The organism is Marinitoga hydrogenitolerans DSM 16785 (assembly GCF_900129175.1).
In the GTDB taxonomy this organism is placed as follows: Bacteria; Thermotogota; Thermotogae; order Petrotogales; family Petrotogaceae; genus Marinitoga; species Marinitoga hydrogenitolerans.
The window spans coordinates 1-13,356 of sequence record NZ_FQUI01000013.1; the positions used below are offsets into that span (position 1 = coordinate 1).

A 13,356-nucleotide genomic window follows, 5' to 3' on the forward strand; every position below is an offset into this window, starting at 1 on the left:
AATAAAAATCCTCAGCGAAGCCGAGGATTTTTATTTTTATACTTTAAATTGATTTAATTTTTCATTTAATTGATCTACCAGTTTTTCTAGTTCTTCTGCTTTTTTGTTTACGTTTTCTATTTCTTTACTTTCTTCTTCCACGTCTTTTGTTATCTCTGTTATTTCATTTGATATCTCTAATATCATTTGTGCTGTTTTGTCACTTGCCGCTGCCATTTCTTCTGTTGATGCGCTTTGCTCTTCTGCGTTTGCTGTTAACCCTTCTATCCTCTGGTTTATGTTTTCTACTCTTTCTAATATCTTTTGGAATTTTTCTTTTATTTCTTCTGCATTTTTTTCTACTTTGTTTATTACTCCTGCTGTTTCTTCTGTCGCTTTGTTTGCGTTTTGCGCTCCTTCTTTGATTTCTGTCAATATTTGCGCTATTTGTTCTGTCGCTTTTTTACTTTCTTCTGCTAATTTCCTTATTTCATCTGCTACTACTGCAAATCCTTTTCCTGCTTCCCCTGCCCTCGCTGCTTCTATTGCTGCGTTTAACGCTAATAGGTTTGTTTGTTCTGTTATGTTTGTTATTGTTTCTACTATTTCTCCTATGTTTGCAGCTTTTTCTGATAATATTTCTACTGTTTCTTCTGTTTCTTTTGATTTTTCTACTGCCTGTTCTATTATTTTTGTTATTTCTGTTATTGATTTTTCTCCTTCTTCTGTTAGTTGTGTCGTTTCGTTTACTTCTTGCGCTATTTCTACTGCATTGCTTGATACGTTTTGCGCTGCTATTGATACTTCATTTACTCCTGATGTTAGTTCTTCTGTTGTTGCTGCTGCATTTTCTGCGTTTTCTTCTATTTTTTTCGCTTTTCTTAATGCTTCTCCATTTGCTTCTTTTGTCTTTTCTGATACTTTTGTTAATGTTTCTGATGATTCTTCTATCTTTTGTCCCGCTTCTAGTAACCATTTTATTGTTTCTCTTAATTTTTTTGACATGTTTTGCAATGATTTCGCTATTATTGCCGTTTCGTCTTTTCCTTTTGATTCAAATTCTACTGTGAAGTCCCCTGTTGCAAATTTGTCTACTTTTTTACTCAATTCTATTAATGGTTTTGATATCTTTTTGGCAAATATTAATGATATTACTATTGATATTATTAATATTATTATCGATGTTATTATTAATATCGTTTTTATCTTTTCTGATGCTTTGAATGCTTCTTTTGTCGATATTTCTGATATGAATGCCCATTCTATTTCTTTATATTTAAATGGTGCGTATGCTGCTAATACTTCTTCTCCTTTGTAATTCTTTCCTATTTCCCATCCTTCTTCTCCTTTTAATGCCTTTTCTACATATTTCGTTTCTACTTTTTGTTTTAATATCGTTTCTTCCCCTTTTAGATTACTTCTCATTATTTTGTCTTTTCCTACTATATATGTTATCCCTGTTTCTCCCATCCCTCTTTTGTCTTGGAGAATATATTCAAAACTTTCATTTAATATTTGAAATATTAAGTAACCTATGTTTTCATCATCATACATTACTTTTTTTCCGGCAAAAAAGCCGTGTTCTTCATCACTAGCTTTATAATTTTTGATATCTGAAAAATGTACATTATTATCATTACTATTTTTTAATAATTTATATAAATCCCCTAGACTAGTATTTTTATATTCTCCTGTTTCTATATTTGTTCCAAATTCTTTATTCTTTTTAGTCGAATATAATATATATCCATCAGGAGTAATATAAAAAATATTATAATACACATTTTTTGTATAAATTAATTTTCTTAATAATGGATTTATTTTTTCATGTATGGAATTATATTGATATATTTCATCTAAAATATCAGGTGAAATCTTATTTTGATCGAAATTATCGTCATAAAAGAAATTATCTAGTTTTTCTTTATTATTATATGGATTATTTTCATAATATACAATTTGTAAATCTTTTATATATTTATCAAATCCATTTAGACTCTTTGAAAATTCTTCTTCGCCATAAAATCCATTCAAAGTTTCTATTATTACAGGCATTTCAGTAAAATATATTAAATCGTTTTCAACCTCTAATAATGTTTTTTCCAAAAATGCTTTTTTCGAGTCTCTTGCCACAATTAGTTTACTTACAAAACTTTCTTGAAGTGACTTTTGTGATTGTGTTAAACTTATAAAGAAGAATATTGTAAGTGAAAGAATCAGTAAAAATAAAACCAATGTTAAAATTTTCGAATTGATTTTCATATATACCCCTCCCTGAAATAATAAATATAAAATTTAACTTTCTATAAAATCTAAAATATTTAAAAGGTATTTATCTTTATATTTAGGTTCATTGTGAACTTCATGTTTTGCATATTTATGTTTTTGTACAATTACTGTATTTAATTTTTCAGATAATTCTTCACAATTATCTATATTTATTACTTTATCCATTCCTCCAAATTGAAGCAATACTGGAATATTTATTTTTTCAGCTTCTTCCAAAGCTTTTTCTGCTTCAAAAAAAAGCTGTTTAGCTGTTCTAAACGCTATTTTATTATGAACTAGTGGATCATCTAAATACTCTTTTATAGCTTTATCATCATGACATAAATCTTTTGGATCTATTCCATTTTTTATTGTTATTTTTCCAAATATTCCCAGGGTATTTAACAATATCTTTTGAAATGATGTATATAACTTCCCAACAGCTGGTGATGATAATATTAATTTTTCCGGTTTTTTTTGTGCATACTCTGTATATCTTAAAACTATTAATCCACCCATACTATGCCCGTACAATATGAATTTTTCAGGAGTTATTTCTTCTATATAATCATAAATTTTATAAAAATCTTCTATATATCCCTTTTTTCCTTTTCCAAAACCATGTCCTGGTAAATCAAATGTTATTATTTGATAATTTAAATTTAATAACTTATCAATTAAAAATCTATATCTTCCAGAATGTTCTCCTAATCCATGTATTATGACAAATGTTTTTTTAGGATTTTCTGTTTTTTTAAATCTTTTTAAAAACATTATTCCCCCACCTCTAAAAATTAATTCATGAACTTTTGTTTTTCTATTTCTTTAAACAGTTTTTTATTATTTTCATATTTTCTCATAAGTCTAAATATTTCCATTAATGCTTCTTCTTTTGATAAGTCATTAAGCCAATTCCTTAAAATCCAAGAATATCTTAATTCTTCTTTTGTAAATAGCAATTCTTCTTTTCGAGTACCTGAAAGTTTCACATCTATTGATGGGAAAATTCTTTTATTAGCTAATTCTCTTGATAAAATTAATTCCATATTTCCAGTTCCTTTAAATTCTTCGAAAATAACTTCATCCATTTTAGAACCTGTTTCAACAAGAGCTGTTGCTAATATGGTTAAACTTCCTCCTTCTCTAATCCTTCTTGCTGCACCAAAGAACTTTTTTGGGAAGGTTAATGCTGAAGGATCCACTCCTCCACTTAATAGTTTACCACTTGGAGGAACATATAAATTATATGCACGAGCTAATCTTGTTAACGAATCCATCAATATAACTACATCATGGCCAAATTCAACCAATCTTTTTGCCATATTTAATGTCATTTCTGCAACTTTTATTTGATTTTTAGGATCCATATCAAATGGAGCCGCAATTACTTCTGCATCTACTGTTTCTCTTATATCTGTAACCTCTTCCGGTCTTTCATCAATTAATAATACTATTCTTTTTGTTTCTGGATTATTTTTGGCTATAGAATTCGCTATATCCTTTAACAAGGTTGTTTTTCCAGCTTTTGGAGGAGCGACTACTAATCCTCTTTGCCCCTTTCCTATTGGGGAGAAAATATCTATTATTCTTGAACTAATTGGTGAATTTTCATATTCAAGTTGAAGCCTTTCATTAGGATAAACCGGTGTAAGATTTTCGAAGGATATTCTATCTCTTGCATGTTCAGGAGCCTGGGAATTGACCGCTTCTACTCTCAATAAAGCAAAAAATTTCTCTCCTTCCTTTGGTGGTCTCACTTGACCAGCTACTACATCTCCTGTTGAAAGGTTAAACCGCCTAATTTGAGATTGTGAAACATATACATCATCATTTCCATTTAATAATGAATTATGAGTATTTCTTAAAAATCCATACCCATCAGGAAGTATTTCAAGAACTCCTTCATGAAAAAAATATCCAAATGATTCGGTTTGTTTACTCAATATTTTGAATTTCAATTCGTGATCTGTTAAGACTGAATAATTTTCTATACCATATTTTCTTGCTAAATTATATAGTTGCCTTCTTGACATTTGGTTTAATTTTCCCATATCAATCTCAACAGGGATTATTTCATCTTTTTTTACATCTTTATTATTTTCATTCATTTTTACACCTCTTTTTATTACTTAAGATTTTTGAAGTTTATATTGGAGAAATCTTGAAGGATTAGATGTTTATATTATATCACATTTTTTATTAAAACAATAAAACCCCGGCACAATGCCAGGGTTTTATTATTCTATATTATTTTTCTGTTTTTTCTTCTGTTTTTTCTTCTTTTTTCTCAATATTTTCAACTAATTGTAATAAGGATAATTCTGCAGCATCTCCTCTTCTGAAACCTATTTTTAATATTCTTGTATATCCACTATTTCTATTTTCAAAAGCTGGTGCAATTTCATCTACAACTTTATTAGTAAATCTTCTATCATTGAAATATCTGTTTATTTGTCTTCTTAATGCAACACTTCTATCTTTATTATCTGTTGTTTTTGCTTCTTTTGCTTTTGTTAATATTTTTTCAACTAATGGTCTAACCGCTTTTGCTTTTGCTGTTGTTGTTATAATGCTACCATGTTCAAAAACTTCTCTAGCTAAGTTTTTTAATAATGCTTTCCTATGTGAAGCATATCTGCTTAATTTATTTATTTTCACTCTATGTCTCATAGTACTTAGGCTCCTCCCTTCTGGATCTCATCATAATCCAATTGGAATTTTTCTTGTAATTCTTTTCGAATTTCATCCAATGATTTTTTACCGAAATTCTTAATTTTCATTAACTCATCAGGATCCTTTTTTAGAATATCTCTAACTGTATGAATTTTTTCTCTTTTTAAACAATTTTTAGCCCTTTTACTTAAATCTAATTCGTCAATTTTTGTTTCTAATATTTCAATATTAATATTTTTAAACTCTTCTTCTACTGTCACTGAAGAAAAGTCTTCTTCGAAACCTGCAATTAATTCTCCCGTTTCTACAGTTTCTGATGTTTCTTCTGATTCAACTATTTCTTCTTTCCAGGATGCATAAATAATATTAAAATGTTCAATTAAAATCTTTGTTGCTTTTATTAAAGCTTCTTTTGGATCAATTGATTTTTTCGTCCATACTTCTAATATTAATTTATCATAGTCTGTTCTTTTCCCAACACGAACATTTTCTGTTAAATAATTTACTCTTATTACAGGGCTATATACTCCATCAATATAGATATATTCTATATCTTTTGATAAATCCATTTCAGAAGTTGAAACAAAACCTTTTCCAATTGTAGCATATAGTTCCATTTCAAATCTCTTATTACCATTCATTGTTGCTATTTTTAAATCAGGATTAGCAACTTCAATCCCTGCTGGAGTTATTATATCTCCTGCTTTAATTTCAGTCGGACCTATTTTATCTATTCTTAATATAATTGGTTCTTTTAAATTACCAATATTATCAAAGTCTAATACTTTTAATTCTACTTTTTTCAAATTAACTGTTATTTCTAAAATATCCTCTTGAACGCCTTCAATTACATCAAATTCATGTAATTTACCAGGAATCCTAATACTCGTAATAGCTAATCCTGGTATTGAGGATAATAATACTCTTCTTAATGCGTTACCTATTGTAACTGCATATCCTCTTTCCAAAGGCGACAAGACAAACCTTCCATATTTGTATTCCAAATCTTCGGATTCTTCTAAGGTTTCCAATATCATCTTTTCTGGTTTTACAAATTCCATTCATTACCCCCAATTTAGCTTTTCTAAATTGGAGTGCACCCCCTTTCTTTTTGTTAGGCGCGTTTTTGCGATAATCAATGTAGCCATTAAAATTATTTTGAGTAAAGCTCGATAATAGCTTGTAAATCTACAGGTACTTCCATTTCGTCTAATGTTGGTAATCTTAAGAATGTTCCTTTAAATGCATTATAATCCACTTCTATCCAATTTAATTTTCTATTGGATTTTTGTGCTAATTCTATACCTTGTTTAATAGGTAATATTGATCTGCTCTTTTCTTTTATTTCAATAACATCTCCTGGTCTAACTCTGTATGATGGTATATCTACTTTTTTACCATTTACTAAGAAATGTCCATGTCTTACTAATTGTCTTGCTGTTCTTCTATTTACAGCATATCCCATTTGATATACAACATTATCTAATCTTGTTTCTAAAATTCTCATTAAATTTTCTCCTGTATTGCCTTCTTTTCTTGATGCTTCTTCAAAATATCTTCTAAATTGTCTTTCTAATACACCATAAATTCTTTTTAAAGCTTGTTTTGCCCTTAATTGTAATCCATATTGTGTTGGTTTTTTTGTTTGTTTACCATGTTGCCCTGGTGCATATGGTCTTCTTGCAAGAGCACATTTATCTGTATAACATCTTTCACCTTTTAAATATAATTTGAATCCTTCTCTTCTACAAAGTTTACAAAGAGATCCTATATATCTTGCCATTACATTCCCTCCTCTTAGGCCTTACATTCCTTTTCTTTTCTTTGGTCTACAACCATTATGAGGTATTGGAGTTTTATCCTTGATATTTTCAATTACCAAACCTGCAGCTTGTAATGTTCTAATTGCTGATTCTCTACCAGCACCTGGTCCTTTCACATAAACATCTAATCTTTTTACACCGTATTTTAAAGCTTCTTTTGCAACTTTATCTGCTGCTAATTGTGAAGCATAAGGTGTACCTTTTTTTGTTCCTGAAAAACCAGCTGTTCCTCCACTTGCCCAAAATAATGCATTTCCTGATGGATCTGACAATGTAATAATTGTATTATTAAATGTAGATTGAATATGTACAACTGCTTTTTCAAGTGAAATTTTCTTTTTCTTTTGACTTGTTCTCCTAGCCATAGCTAAACCTCCTTATTACTTTTTCTTACCGATTTTTGAAGGTCTTGGACCTTTTCTGGTTCTTGCATTAGAATGTGTTTTTTGACCTCTAACTGGTAACCCATTCTTATGTCTATACCCTCTGTATGAACCAATTTCTATTAATCTTGCAATACTTTTTTGTACTTCTTGTCTTAATTCACCTTCAACAAGATAATGTTCATTGATGTAATGAGTTATTTTACTTATTTCATCATCAGTTAACTCCTTTGCCCTTTTGTCAGGGTCTATACCTGTTGATTCTAAAATTTCCATTGCTCTATGCTTTCCAATGCCATAAATATATGTGAGAGCAATGAATAGTTTCTTGTTGTTTGGTACTTCAACACCCAAAATACGTGGCATTCAAATTTCCCTCCTTTAAAAATTATCCTTGTCTTTGGTTATGCTTAGGATTTTTAGAACAAACTACCCATACTCTACCTTTTCTTCTTATTACTCTACAATGTTCACATCTCTTTTTTACTGAGGCTCTAACTTTCATTTGCTCATTCCTCCTCGCTGCTTGGATTTCTCTTAATTCTTTCTCTTCTTATTATTCTACCTCTATTTAAATCATAAATTGAGACTTCAACTATTACTCTGTCCCCAGGTACTAATCTAATAAAATTCTTTCTCATTTTACCTGAAATATGAGCTAAAATCATATGTCCATTATCCAACTCTACTCTAAATGTTGCATTTGGTAATGATTCTACTATATGACCTTCCATTACAATAACATCATCTTTCTTTGCCACGAACATCACCTCTCGGGCTAATCTAATATTGTTAATACTTCCGGACCATCTTTGGTTACTACAAAAGTGTTTTCATAATGTGCTGATAACGATTTATCAGCAGTAATGGCAGTCCAGCCATCTTCTAAAACTTTAACTTTCCAATCTCCCATAGAAACCATAGGTTCAACTGCAAAAGTCATTCTTTCTCTTATTAAAGATCCTTTCCCTTTTTCCCCATAATTGGGTATCTGAGGATCTTCATGTAATTTTCTACCAACACCATGCCCAACATATTCTTTTATAATGGAAAAACCAAATGATTCAACATATGTTTGAATAGCATTACTTATATCTCCTATTTTATTCCCTGGTATTGCTTGTTCAATTCCTATCCAAAATGACTTTTCAGTAACTTCAACCAATTTTTTCACTTCTTCATTAACTTCTCCAATTATAAATGTTCTCGCTGCATCAGCTATATAGCCATCTAAGGTTAATCCAATATCAATAGAAACTATATCTCCATCTTTAAACTCTTTTTCTTTTAAAGGAAATCCGTGAACTATTTCCTCATTTACAGATATACATGTGGCGTATGGAAATCCTCCATAACCCTTGAATGTTGGAACAAATCCTCTTTCTTTCATATAACTATTTACAAATTTTTCTACTTCATATGCGCTAGAATCCTTCACAACTAATTCTTTTATTTTTTCAAAGAGGATAGCGAGCTGCTTTCCAGCTCGCCTCATCTTATCAACTTCGGATTGTGTCTTTACTAAAATCATAATATCCCTTCCAATATATTAAACACTTCTTTTGTAACTATTTCAACCGTACCACTACCATCTACTGTAAAGAATTGATTATATTTTTTATAAAATTCTATTACAGGATACGTTTTTTCCATATAAACCTTATATCTATCCCTTACGACTTCTTCTTTATCATCATCACGTTGAATTAATTCGACGCCACAAATATCACATGTATTATCTATTTTTGGTTTCAATGTTATTATATTATAAATTTTACCACACTTTGGACAAATTCTTCTTGATGTGATTCTTTTTACAACTGTTTCTTCATCAACCTCTAAATATATTATCCCAGTTATAGGATTTTTTATATCCTTTAATAAAGTTTCTAATGCTTCAGCTTGTGGTAAAGTTCTTGGAAATCCATCCAAAATAAATCCTTTATCGACATCATTTTTATTTAATCTACTTTTTATTACTTCTAACATAATTTCATCTGATACAAGTTGCCCACTATCAAGTATGGACTTCACCTGTTTTCCTAATTCACTTTCTGAAGCTACTGCTTCTCTTAACATATCTCCCGTAGAAATATGCGGAATATTATATTTTTTTGAAACCTCTTTTGCTATTGTTCCTTTACCTGCACCAGGAGGTCCAAAAAATAGCAAATTAAGTTTTTTCATAATTATCTCCTCCCGCGGAGTTTTCCTTTTTTCATAAAACCTTCGTATTGTCTTGTTATCATATGTGCTTCTATTTGTTGCATTATATCTAAAGAAACACCTACTGCAATAAGTGCTGATGTTCCTCCAATCCAAATATTAACACCTGATGCACTTCTAATTATATATGGCAATAAGGAAATTATTACCAAGAATATAGCTCCTATAAATGTAACTCTCATCATTGTCTTTGTAATATAGTCTGACGTTGGTTTTCCTGGTCTTATTCCAGGTATAAATCCACCGTATTTTTTTATATTTTCAGAGATATCATTTGGATCTATTACTACAGAATTATAAAAGTAAGCAAAGAAGAAAATTAACAATGAATATATTATTAAATAAATTGGTGTTCCATAACCAAACCATCTACTAACCCATTCTGCACCTGTTGCAGTTGCTAACATAGATGGTAATGTCATAATGGCTGAAGCAAAAATAATAGGTAATACACCTCCACCATTAACCTTTATTGGTATATATGTGGAAGATCCGCCATAAATTTTGTTTCCAACTACTCTTTTTGCATATTGAACATTTATTCTTCTTTCTGATGTTTGTAAGAAAACTGTACCAACTACAACTCCTATTGCTACAATTATTAATACTATCCATTCAAAAACACTTAATCTGCCTACAAAACCACTAGCAACATATTGTGGGAATCTTGATACTATACCGGCAAAAATTAAAACAGATATTCCATTACCTATACCTTTTTCTGTAATCATTTCACCTAACCATAATAAGAACATTGTACCTGCTACGATTGAGGTTGTTGAAATTAATACGAAAACAAAATAATTTAAGTTAGGAGATCTATAATTTGCTACTCCTAATGATAAGAAAAATCCTTGAAGTAATGCCAATCCTAAAGTTACCTGTCTTGTCAATCTCCCGAATCTTTTTCTTCCCTCTTCCCCTTCTCTCAACATTTCTTTCAAGCTTGGTATTACTGAAGATAATAATTGTAAAATAATTGATGCATTAATATATGGGGTAACACTTAATACAAATATAGAAAATTGTTTTAAAGAACCTCCTGTAAATACATCAAAGAAACTTATTAATCCTTGCGATGCTCCACCTAAACCTGCTATAAAACCTTCCCATCTTGCTAAATCTATTCCAGGAATAGGAATATATATACCTACTCTAAATGCTATCAAAGCTAATAATGTAAATATAATACGATCCCGGAGTTCCGGGATCTTCCACATATTTTTAAAAGCTTCTTTCATTATTGTATCACCTCGACACTTCCGCCGGCTGATTCGATTTTTTCTTGTGCTTTTTTACTAAATGCATGTGCTTTTACTTTTAATGGTTTTGTTAATTCACCTTTTCCTAATACTTTTACTCCATCTTTTATTTTTTTAATAATCTTTTTTTCTAATAATTTTTCTGGTGTTATTTCTTCATTGGCTTCAAATTTGTTCTCTAAAACAAAAATGTTTACTTCTGCATAATCTTTTTTAAATGGTGCATTTGTAAATCCATATTTTGGAATTCTTCTGAATAATGGTGTTTGACCACCTTCAAAACTTGGCCTTACTTTTCCTTTTCCTCTTGATTTTTGACCTTTATGACCTTTACCACCAGTTTTTCCTAACCCTGAGCTCCAACCTCTTCCGGTTCTTTTTGCTACTTTTCTTGATCCTTCGGCGGGTTTTAAGTCTGATATTTTAAGAGACATATTTGCTACCCCCTCATTCTTCAATTTCTTCGACTTTCACAAGATGTTGTACCTTTGTAATCATACCTCTTATTTCTGGCCTATCTTCTTTAATTACTTCTTGATTTGTTTTTCTTAACCCTAAGGCATCTAAGGTGGCGAGTTGTCTATAATTTTTTCCCGCTCTTCCTCTTACAAGTTTTATCTTTAATTTAGCCATTTCTTATCCCTCCTTATGGGCACCTTGGAATACCTTTGTAACACTCAAGTCTCTGAGTTCTGCATATTCTTTTGGTGATTTTAATTCTTTTAATCCATTCAAAGTAGCTTTCGCTAAGTTAATAGCAGTTGTTGATCCTAAAGCTTTTGAAAGGATATTATGAACACCTGCAAGTTCAACAACAGCACGAACTGATGCAGAAGCTATAATACCAGTACCTGGACCGGCTGGTTTTAAAAGAACTTTTGAAGCATCTTGTCTTCCAAGAACTTCATGAGGAATAGTTCCATTTTTTACAGGAACTTCTATTACATTTTTCTTAGCATTTTGTATAGCCTTTCTTATTGCTTGTGGAACTTCTCTTGCATTTCCGCTTCCTACTCCTACTTTTCCATTTCTATTTCCTACAACTGCTACAACTCTGAAAGAAATATTTTTTCCACCTGTTGTAACCTTAGTTACTCTTCTAATTTCAATTATTCTTTCTTCAAATTCTTCAGCAGCTGCTGAAGCTATCAATTTTTTATCTAAGGCCATTTTCTGACTACACCTCCTTAAAATTCAAGACCTGCTTCACGTGCAGCATCAGCTAAAGCTTTAACTTTTCCATGATATTTGAAGCCGCCTCTATCAAATGATACTTTTGATATACCCTTTTCTAATGCTCTTTTTGCAATTAATTTACCCACTTCTTTAGCAGCTTCAATATTCCATGTTTTTTCTAAATTTAATTCTTTATCTACGGTAGAAGCAGCTGCTAATGTATGACCTTTTGTATCTTCTATAATTTGAACATATATATGTTTATTGCTCTTGAAAACTGCCATTCTTGGTCTTTCAGGAGTTCCAAAAACTTTTCTTCTAACCCTTAAATGTCTTTTTCTTCTTAATTTTTTCTTTTGGATGGGTTTAATCATCTGGTCAGCCTCCCTTAAACTTTCTTACCTTGTTTTCTGATAATTACCTCACCAACATATTTTATACCTTTTCCTGAGTATACATTTGGTTTTCTGAATCTTTTAATTCTAGCTGCAACTTCACCAACTAAGTATTTATCAATACCTTTTACAATAACTTTATTTGGTGCTGGCACTTCAATTGTAATTCCTTCTGGTGGAATGTATTCAATTGGATGAGAATATCCAAGTTGTAATACTAATTTAGAACCTTGCATTGCAGCCCTATAACCAATACCTAATATTTCTAATTCTTTTTTAAAACCTTCTGTAACACCTTTAATCATATTTTTTACCAATGATGCATATGTACCTTGAAACATATTAATTCTTTTTGCATCGCTTTTTCTTTTCATACTATTTTCATTTCCATCTACATATATTTTATTATCTTCAATTCTAAATTTTACATATGGCAAATAGTCTTGAGATAATTCTCCTTTAGGACCTTTAACTTTTATTAAATTATCGTTAATTGTCACTTCTACTCCATTTGGTATATCTATTGGATTTTTTGATATACGTGACATTTATTCAGCACCTCCTACCAAACGTAACAAATTAATTCTCCACCGACACCAAGTTCTCTTGCTTCTTTGTCGGTAAGAATACCTTTTGAAGTTGAAATTATTGAGATACCCATTCCACCTTTTACTGTTGGAATTTTATCTTTTGAAACATAAACTCTTCTACCAGGTTTTGAAACTCTTATTATACTATGAATTACTTTTTGTTTGTTTTTTCTGTCACCTTTATATTTTAATTGAATTTTTAAAATTCCTTGTTTGCCATCTTCAATAAATTTATAGTCAGAAATATATCCTTCTCTTTTTAATATTTCAGCTATATTTCTTTTAAGATTAGATGCTGGAATTTCTACACTTTCTTTCATAACAAGATTCGCATTTCTTATTCTTGTAAGCATATCTGCTACGGGATCACTCCACATTAAGATTTCCTCCTTACCAACTTGCCTTTTTAACGCCTGGTAATTTTCCTTCCAAGGCTAATTTCCTAAAACATACTCTACATAATCCAAATTCTCTATATACAGCTCTAGGTCTTCCACAAACTATACATCTTGAATATTCTCTTGTTTTATATTTCTTTGGTTTTTTCCACCTAGCAACCATTGATTTTTTTGCCATTATTT

20 protein-coding genes are annotated in these 13,356 nt (G+C 30.3%); all 20 read right to left on the reverse strand.

Going from position 1 to position 13,356, the window contains the following annotated elements:
- Positions 1 to 36 precede the first annotated feature (36 nt).
- Positions 37 to 2,241: a methyl-accepting chemotaxis protein gene (locus tag BUA62_RS05000; RefSeq protein WP_072864110.1), complete on the reverse strand. Its 2,205-nt coding sequence runs from the start codon at positions 2,239 to 2,241 to the stop codon at positions 37 to 39.
- A gap of 33 nt (positions 2,242 to 2,274) precedes the next feature.
- The gene (locus BUA62_RS05005; RefSeq protein ID WP_072864112.1) at positions 2,275 to 3,021 is read right to left on the reverse strand and encodes an alpha/beta fold hydrolase; all 747 of its coding nucleotides are present in this window, start codon (positions 3,019 to 3,021) and stop codon (positions 2,275 to 2,277) included.
- Positions 3,022 to 3,041: 20 nt separating this feature from the next.
- The gene (gene rho / locus BUA62_RS05010) at positions 3,042 to 4,355 is read right to left on the reverse strand and encodes a transcription termination factor Rho (RefSeq protein ID WP_072864114.1); all 1,314 of its coding nucleotides are present in this window, start codon (positions 4,353 to 4,355) and stop codon (positions 3,042 to 3,044) included.
- Positions 4,356 to 4,494: 139 nt separating this feature from the next.
- A complete protein-coding gene (rplQ, locus tag BUA62_RS05015; protein ID WP_072864116.1) occupies positions 4,495 to 4,917 on the reverse strand; it encodes a 50S ribosomal protein L17 in 423 nt (140 codons plus the stop codon).
- 5 nt (positions 4,918 to 4,922) lie between these two features.
- Positions 4,923 to 5,981, reverse strand: coding sequence for a DNA-directed RNA polymerase subunit alpha (locus BUA62_RS05020; RefSeq protein WP_072864117.1), 1,059 nt, complete (start codon positions 5,979 to 5,981; stop codon positions 4,923 to 4,925).
- 92 nt (positions 5,982 to 6,073) lie between these two features.
- Positions 6,074 to 6,703, reverse strand: a complete 630-nt coding sequence (gene rpsD, locus BUA62_RS05025; RefSeq protein WP_072864118.1) for a 30S ribosomal protein S4 — start codon at positions 6,701 to 6,703, stop codon at positions 6,074 to 6,076.
- Positions 6,704 to 6,724: 21 nt separating this feature from the next.
- A complete protein-coding gene (gene rpsK / locus BUA62_RS05030) occupies positions 6,725 to 7,108 on the reverse strand; it encodes a 30S ribosomal protein S11 (RefSeq protein WP_072864119.1) in 384 nt (127 codons plus the stop codon).
- Between the two features lie 15 nt (positions 7,109 to 7,123).
- Complete coding sequence (gene rpsM, locus BUA62_RS05035) at positions 7,124 to 7,492, reverse strand: 30S ribosomal protein S13 (RefSeq protein ID WP_072864120.1); 369 nt, start codon at positions 7,490 to 7,492, stop codon at positions 7,124 to 7,126.
- A gap of 22 nt (positions 7,493 to 7,514) precedes the next feature.
- Positions 7,515 to 7,631 (reverse strand): 50S ribosomal protein L36, encoded by a 117-nt coding sequence (rpmJ, locus tag BUA62_RS05040; RefSeq protein ID WP_047265664.1) that lies wholly within the window; start codon positions 7,629 to 7,631, stop codon positions 7,515 to 7,517.
- 4 nt (positions 7,632 to 7,635) lie between these two features.
- On the reverse strand, positions 7,636 to 7,887 hold the full coding sequence (gene infA / locus BUA62_RS05045; protein WP_084822634.1) for a translation initiation factor IF-1: 252 nt from the start codon (positions 7,885 to 7,887) through the stop codon (positions 7,636 to 7,638).
- 17 nt (positions 7,888 to 7,904) lie between these two features.
- Positions 7,905 to 8,657, reverse strand: a complete 753-nt coding sequence (gene map / locus BUA62_RS05050; protein ID WP_072864122.1) for a type I methionyl aminopeptidase — start codon at positions 8,655 to 8,657, stop codon at positions 7,905 to 7,907.
- Positions 8,654 to 9,313, reverse strand: coding sequence for an adenylate kinase (locus BUA62_RS05055; RefSeq protein WP_072864123.1), 660 nt, complete (start codon positions 9,311 to 9,313; stop codon positions 8,654 to 8,656). Before BUA62_RS05055 ends, map begins: the two co-directional genes overlap by 4 nt.
- A 2-nt stretch (positions 9,314 to 9,315) precedes the next feature.
- Complete coding sequence (gene secY, locus BUA62_RS05060) at positions 9,316 to 10,593, reverse strand: preprotein translocase subunit SecY (RefSeq protein WP_072864124.1); 1,278 nt, start codon at positions 10,591 to 10,593, stop codon at positions 9,316 to 9,318.
- Positions 10,593 to 11,048 carry a 50S ribosomal protein L15 gene (gene rplO / locus BUA62_RS05065; RefSeq protein ID WP_072864125.1) on the reverse strand — a complete coding sequence of 152 codons (456 nt, stop codon included), beginning with the start codon at positions 11,046 to 11,048 and terminating at the stop codon, positions 10,593 to 10,595. Before rplO ends, secY begins: the two co-directional genes overlap by 1 nt.
- 13 nt (positions 11,049 to 11,061) lie before the next feature.
- Positions 11,062 to 11,247 carry a 50S ribosomal protein L30 gene (gene rpmD, locus BUA62_RS05070; protein WP_072864126.1) on the reverse strand — a complete coding sequence of 62 codons (186 nt, stop codon included), beginning with the start codon at positions 11,245 to 11,247 and terminating at the stop codon, positions 11,062 to 11,064.
- Positions 11,248 to 11,250: 3 nt separating this feature from the next.
- Positions 11,251 to 11,784, reverse strand: coding sequence for a 30S ribosomal protein S5 (rpsE, locus tag BUA62_RS05075; protein ID WP_072864127.1), 534 nt, complete (start codon positions 11,782 to 11,784; stop codon positions 11,251 to 11,253).
- A gap of 17 nt (positions 11,785 to 11,801) precedes the next feature.
- Positions 11,802 to 12,164 (reverse strand): 50S ribosomal protein L18, encoded by a 363-nt coding sequence (rplR, locus tag BUA62_RS05080; protein WP_072864128.1) that lies wholly within the window; start codon positions 12,162 to 12,164, stop codon positions 11,802 to 11,804.
- A gap of 14 nt (positions 12,165 to 12,178) precedes the next feature.
- Positions 12,179 to 12,733, reverse strand: coding sequence for a 50S ribosomal protein L6 (rplF, locus tag BUA62_RS05085; RefSeq protein ID WP_072864129.1), 555 nt, complete (start codon positions 12,731 to 12,733; stop codon positions 12,179 to 12,181).
- A gap of 14 nt (positions 12,734 to 12,747) precedes the next feature.
- Complete coding sequence (gene rpsH / locus BUA62_RS05090) at positions 12,748 to 13,152, reverse strand: 30S ribosomal protein S8 (RefSeq protein ID WP_072864130.1); 405 nt, start codon at positions 13,150 to 13,152, stop codon at positions 12,748 to 12,750.
- Between the two features lie 13 nt (positions 13,153 to 13,165).
- Positions 13,166 to 13,351 (reverse strand): type Z 30S ribosomal protein S14, encoded by a 186-nt coding sequence (locus BUA62_RS05095; RefSeq protein ID WP_014296355.1) that lies wholly within the window; start codon positions 13,349 to 13,351, stop codon positions 13,166 to 13,168.
- Positions 13,352 to 13,356: the final 5 nt, after the last annotated feature.

Coding starts and splice junctions, on each gene's coding strand:
- BUA62_RS05000 (WP_072864110.1), bottom strand. CDS start 2,241: ATGAAAATCAATTCGAAAATTTTAACATTGGTTTTATTTTTACTGATT.
- BUA62_RS05005 (WP_072864112.1), bottom strand. CDS start 3,021: ATGTTTTTAAAAAGATTTAAAAAAACAGAAAATCCTAAAAAAACATTT.
- rho (WP_072864114.1), bottom strand. CDS start 4,355: ATGAATGAAAATAATAAAGATGTAAAAAAAGATGAAATAATCCCTGTT.
- rplQ (WP_072864116.1), bottom strand. CDS start 4,917: ATGAGACATAGAGTGAAAATAAATAAATTAAGCAGATATGCTTCACAT.
- BUA62_RS05020 (WP_072864117.1), bottom strand. CDS start 5,981: ATGGAATTTGTAAAACCAGAAAAGATGATATTGGAAACCTTAGAAGAA.
- rpsD (WP_072864118.1), bottom strand. CDS start 6,703: ATGGCAAGATATATAGGATCTCTTTGTAAACTTTGTAGAAGAGAAGGA.
- rpsK (WP_072864119.1), bottom strand. CDS start 7,108: ATGGCTAGGAGAACAAGTCAAAAGAAAAAGAAAATTTCACTTGAAAAA.
- rpsM (WP_072864120.1), bottom strand. CDS start 7,492: ATGCCACGTATTTTGGGTGTTGAAGTACCAAACAACAAGAAACTATTC.
- rpmJ (WP_047265664.1), bottom strand. CDS start 7,631: ATGAAAGTTAGAGCCTCAGTAAAAAAGAGATGTGAACATTGTAGAGTA.
- map (WP_072864122.1), bottom strand. CDS start 8,657: ATGATTTTAGTAAAGACACAATCCGAAGTTGATAAGATGAGGCGAGCT.
- BUA62_RS05055 (WP_072864123.1), bottom strand. CDS start 9,313: ATGAAAAAACTTAATTTGCTATTTTTTGGACCTCCTGGTGCAGGTAAA.
- secY (WP_072864124.1), bottom strand. CDS start 10,593: ATGAAAGAAGCTTTTAAAAATATGTGGAAGATCCCGGAACTCCGGGAT.
- rplO (WP_072864125.1), bottom strand. CDS start 11,048: ATGTCTCTTAAAATATCAGACTTAAAACCCGCCGAAGGATCAAGAAAA.
- rpmD (WP_072864126.1), bottom strand. CDS start 11,247: ATGGCTAAATTAAAGATAAAACTTGTAAGAGGAAGAGCGGGAAAAAAT.
- rpsE (WP_072864127.1), bottom strand. CDS start 11,784: ATGGCCTTAGATAAAAAATTGATAGCTTCAGCAGCTGCTGAAGAATTT.
- rplR (WP_072864128.1), bottom strand. CDS start 12,164: ATGATTAAACCCATCCAAAAGAAAAAATTAAGAAGAAAAAGACATTTA.
- rplF (WP_072864129.1), bottom strand. CDS start 12,733: ATGTCACGTATATCAAAAAATCCAATAGATATACCAAATGGAGTAGAA.
- rpsH (WP_072864130.1), bottom strand. CDS start 13,152: ATGTGGAGTGATCCCGTAGCAGATATGCTTACAAGAATAAGAAATGCG.
- BUA62_RS05095 (WP_014296355.1), bottom strand. CDS start 13,351: ATGGCAAAAAAATCAATGGTTGCTAGGTGGAAAAAACCAAAGAAATAT.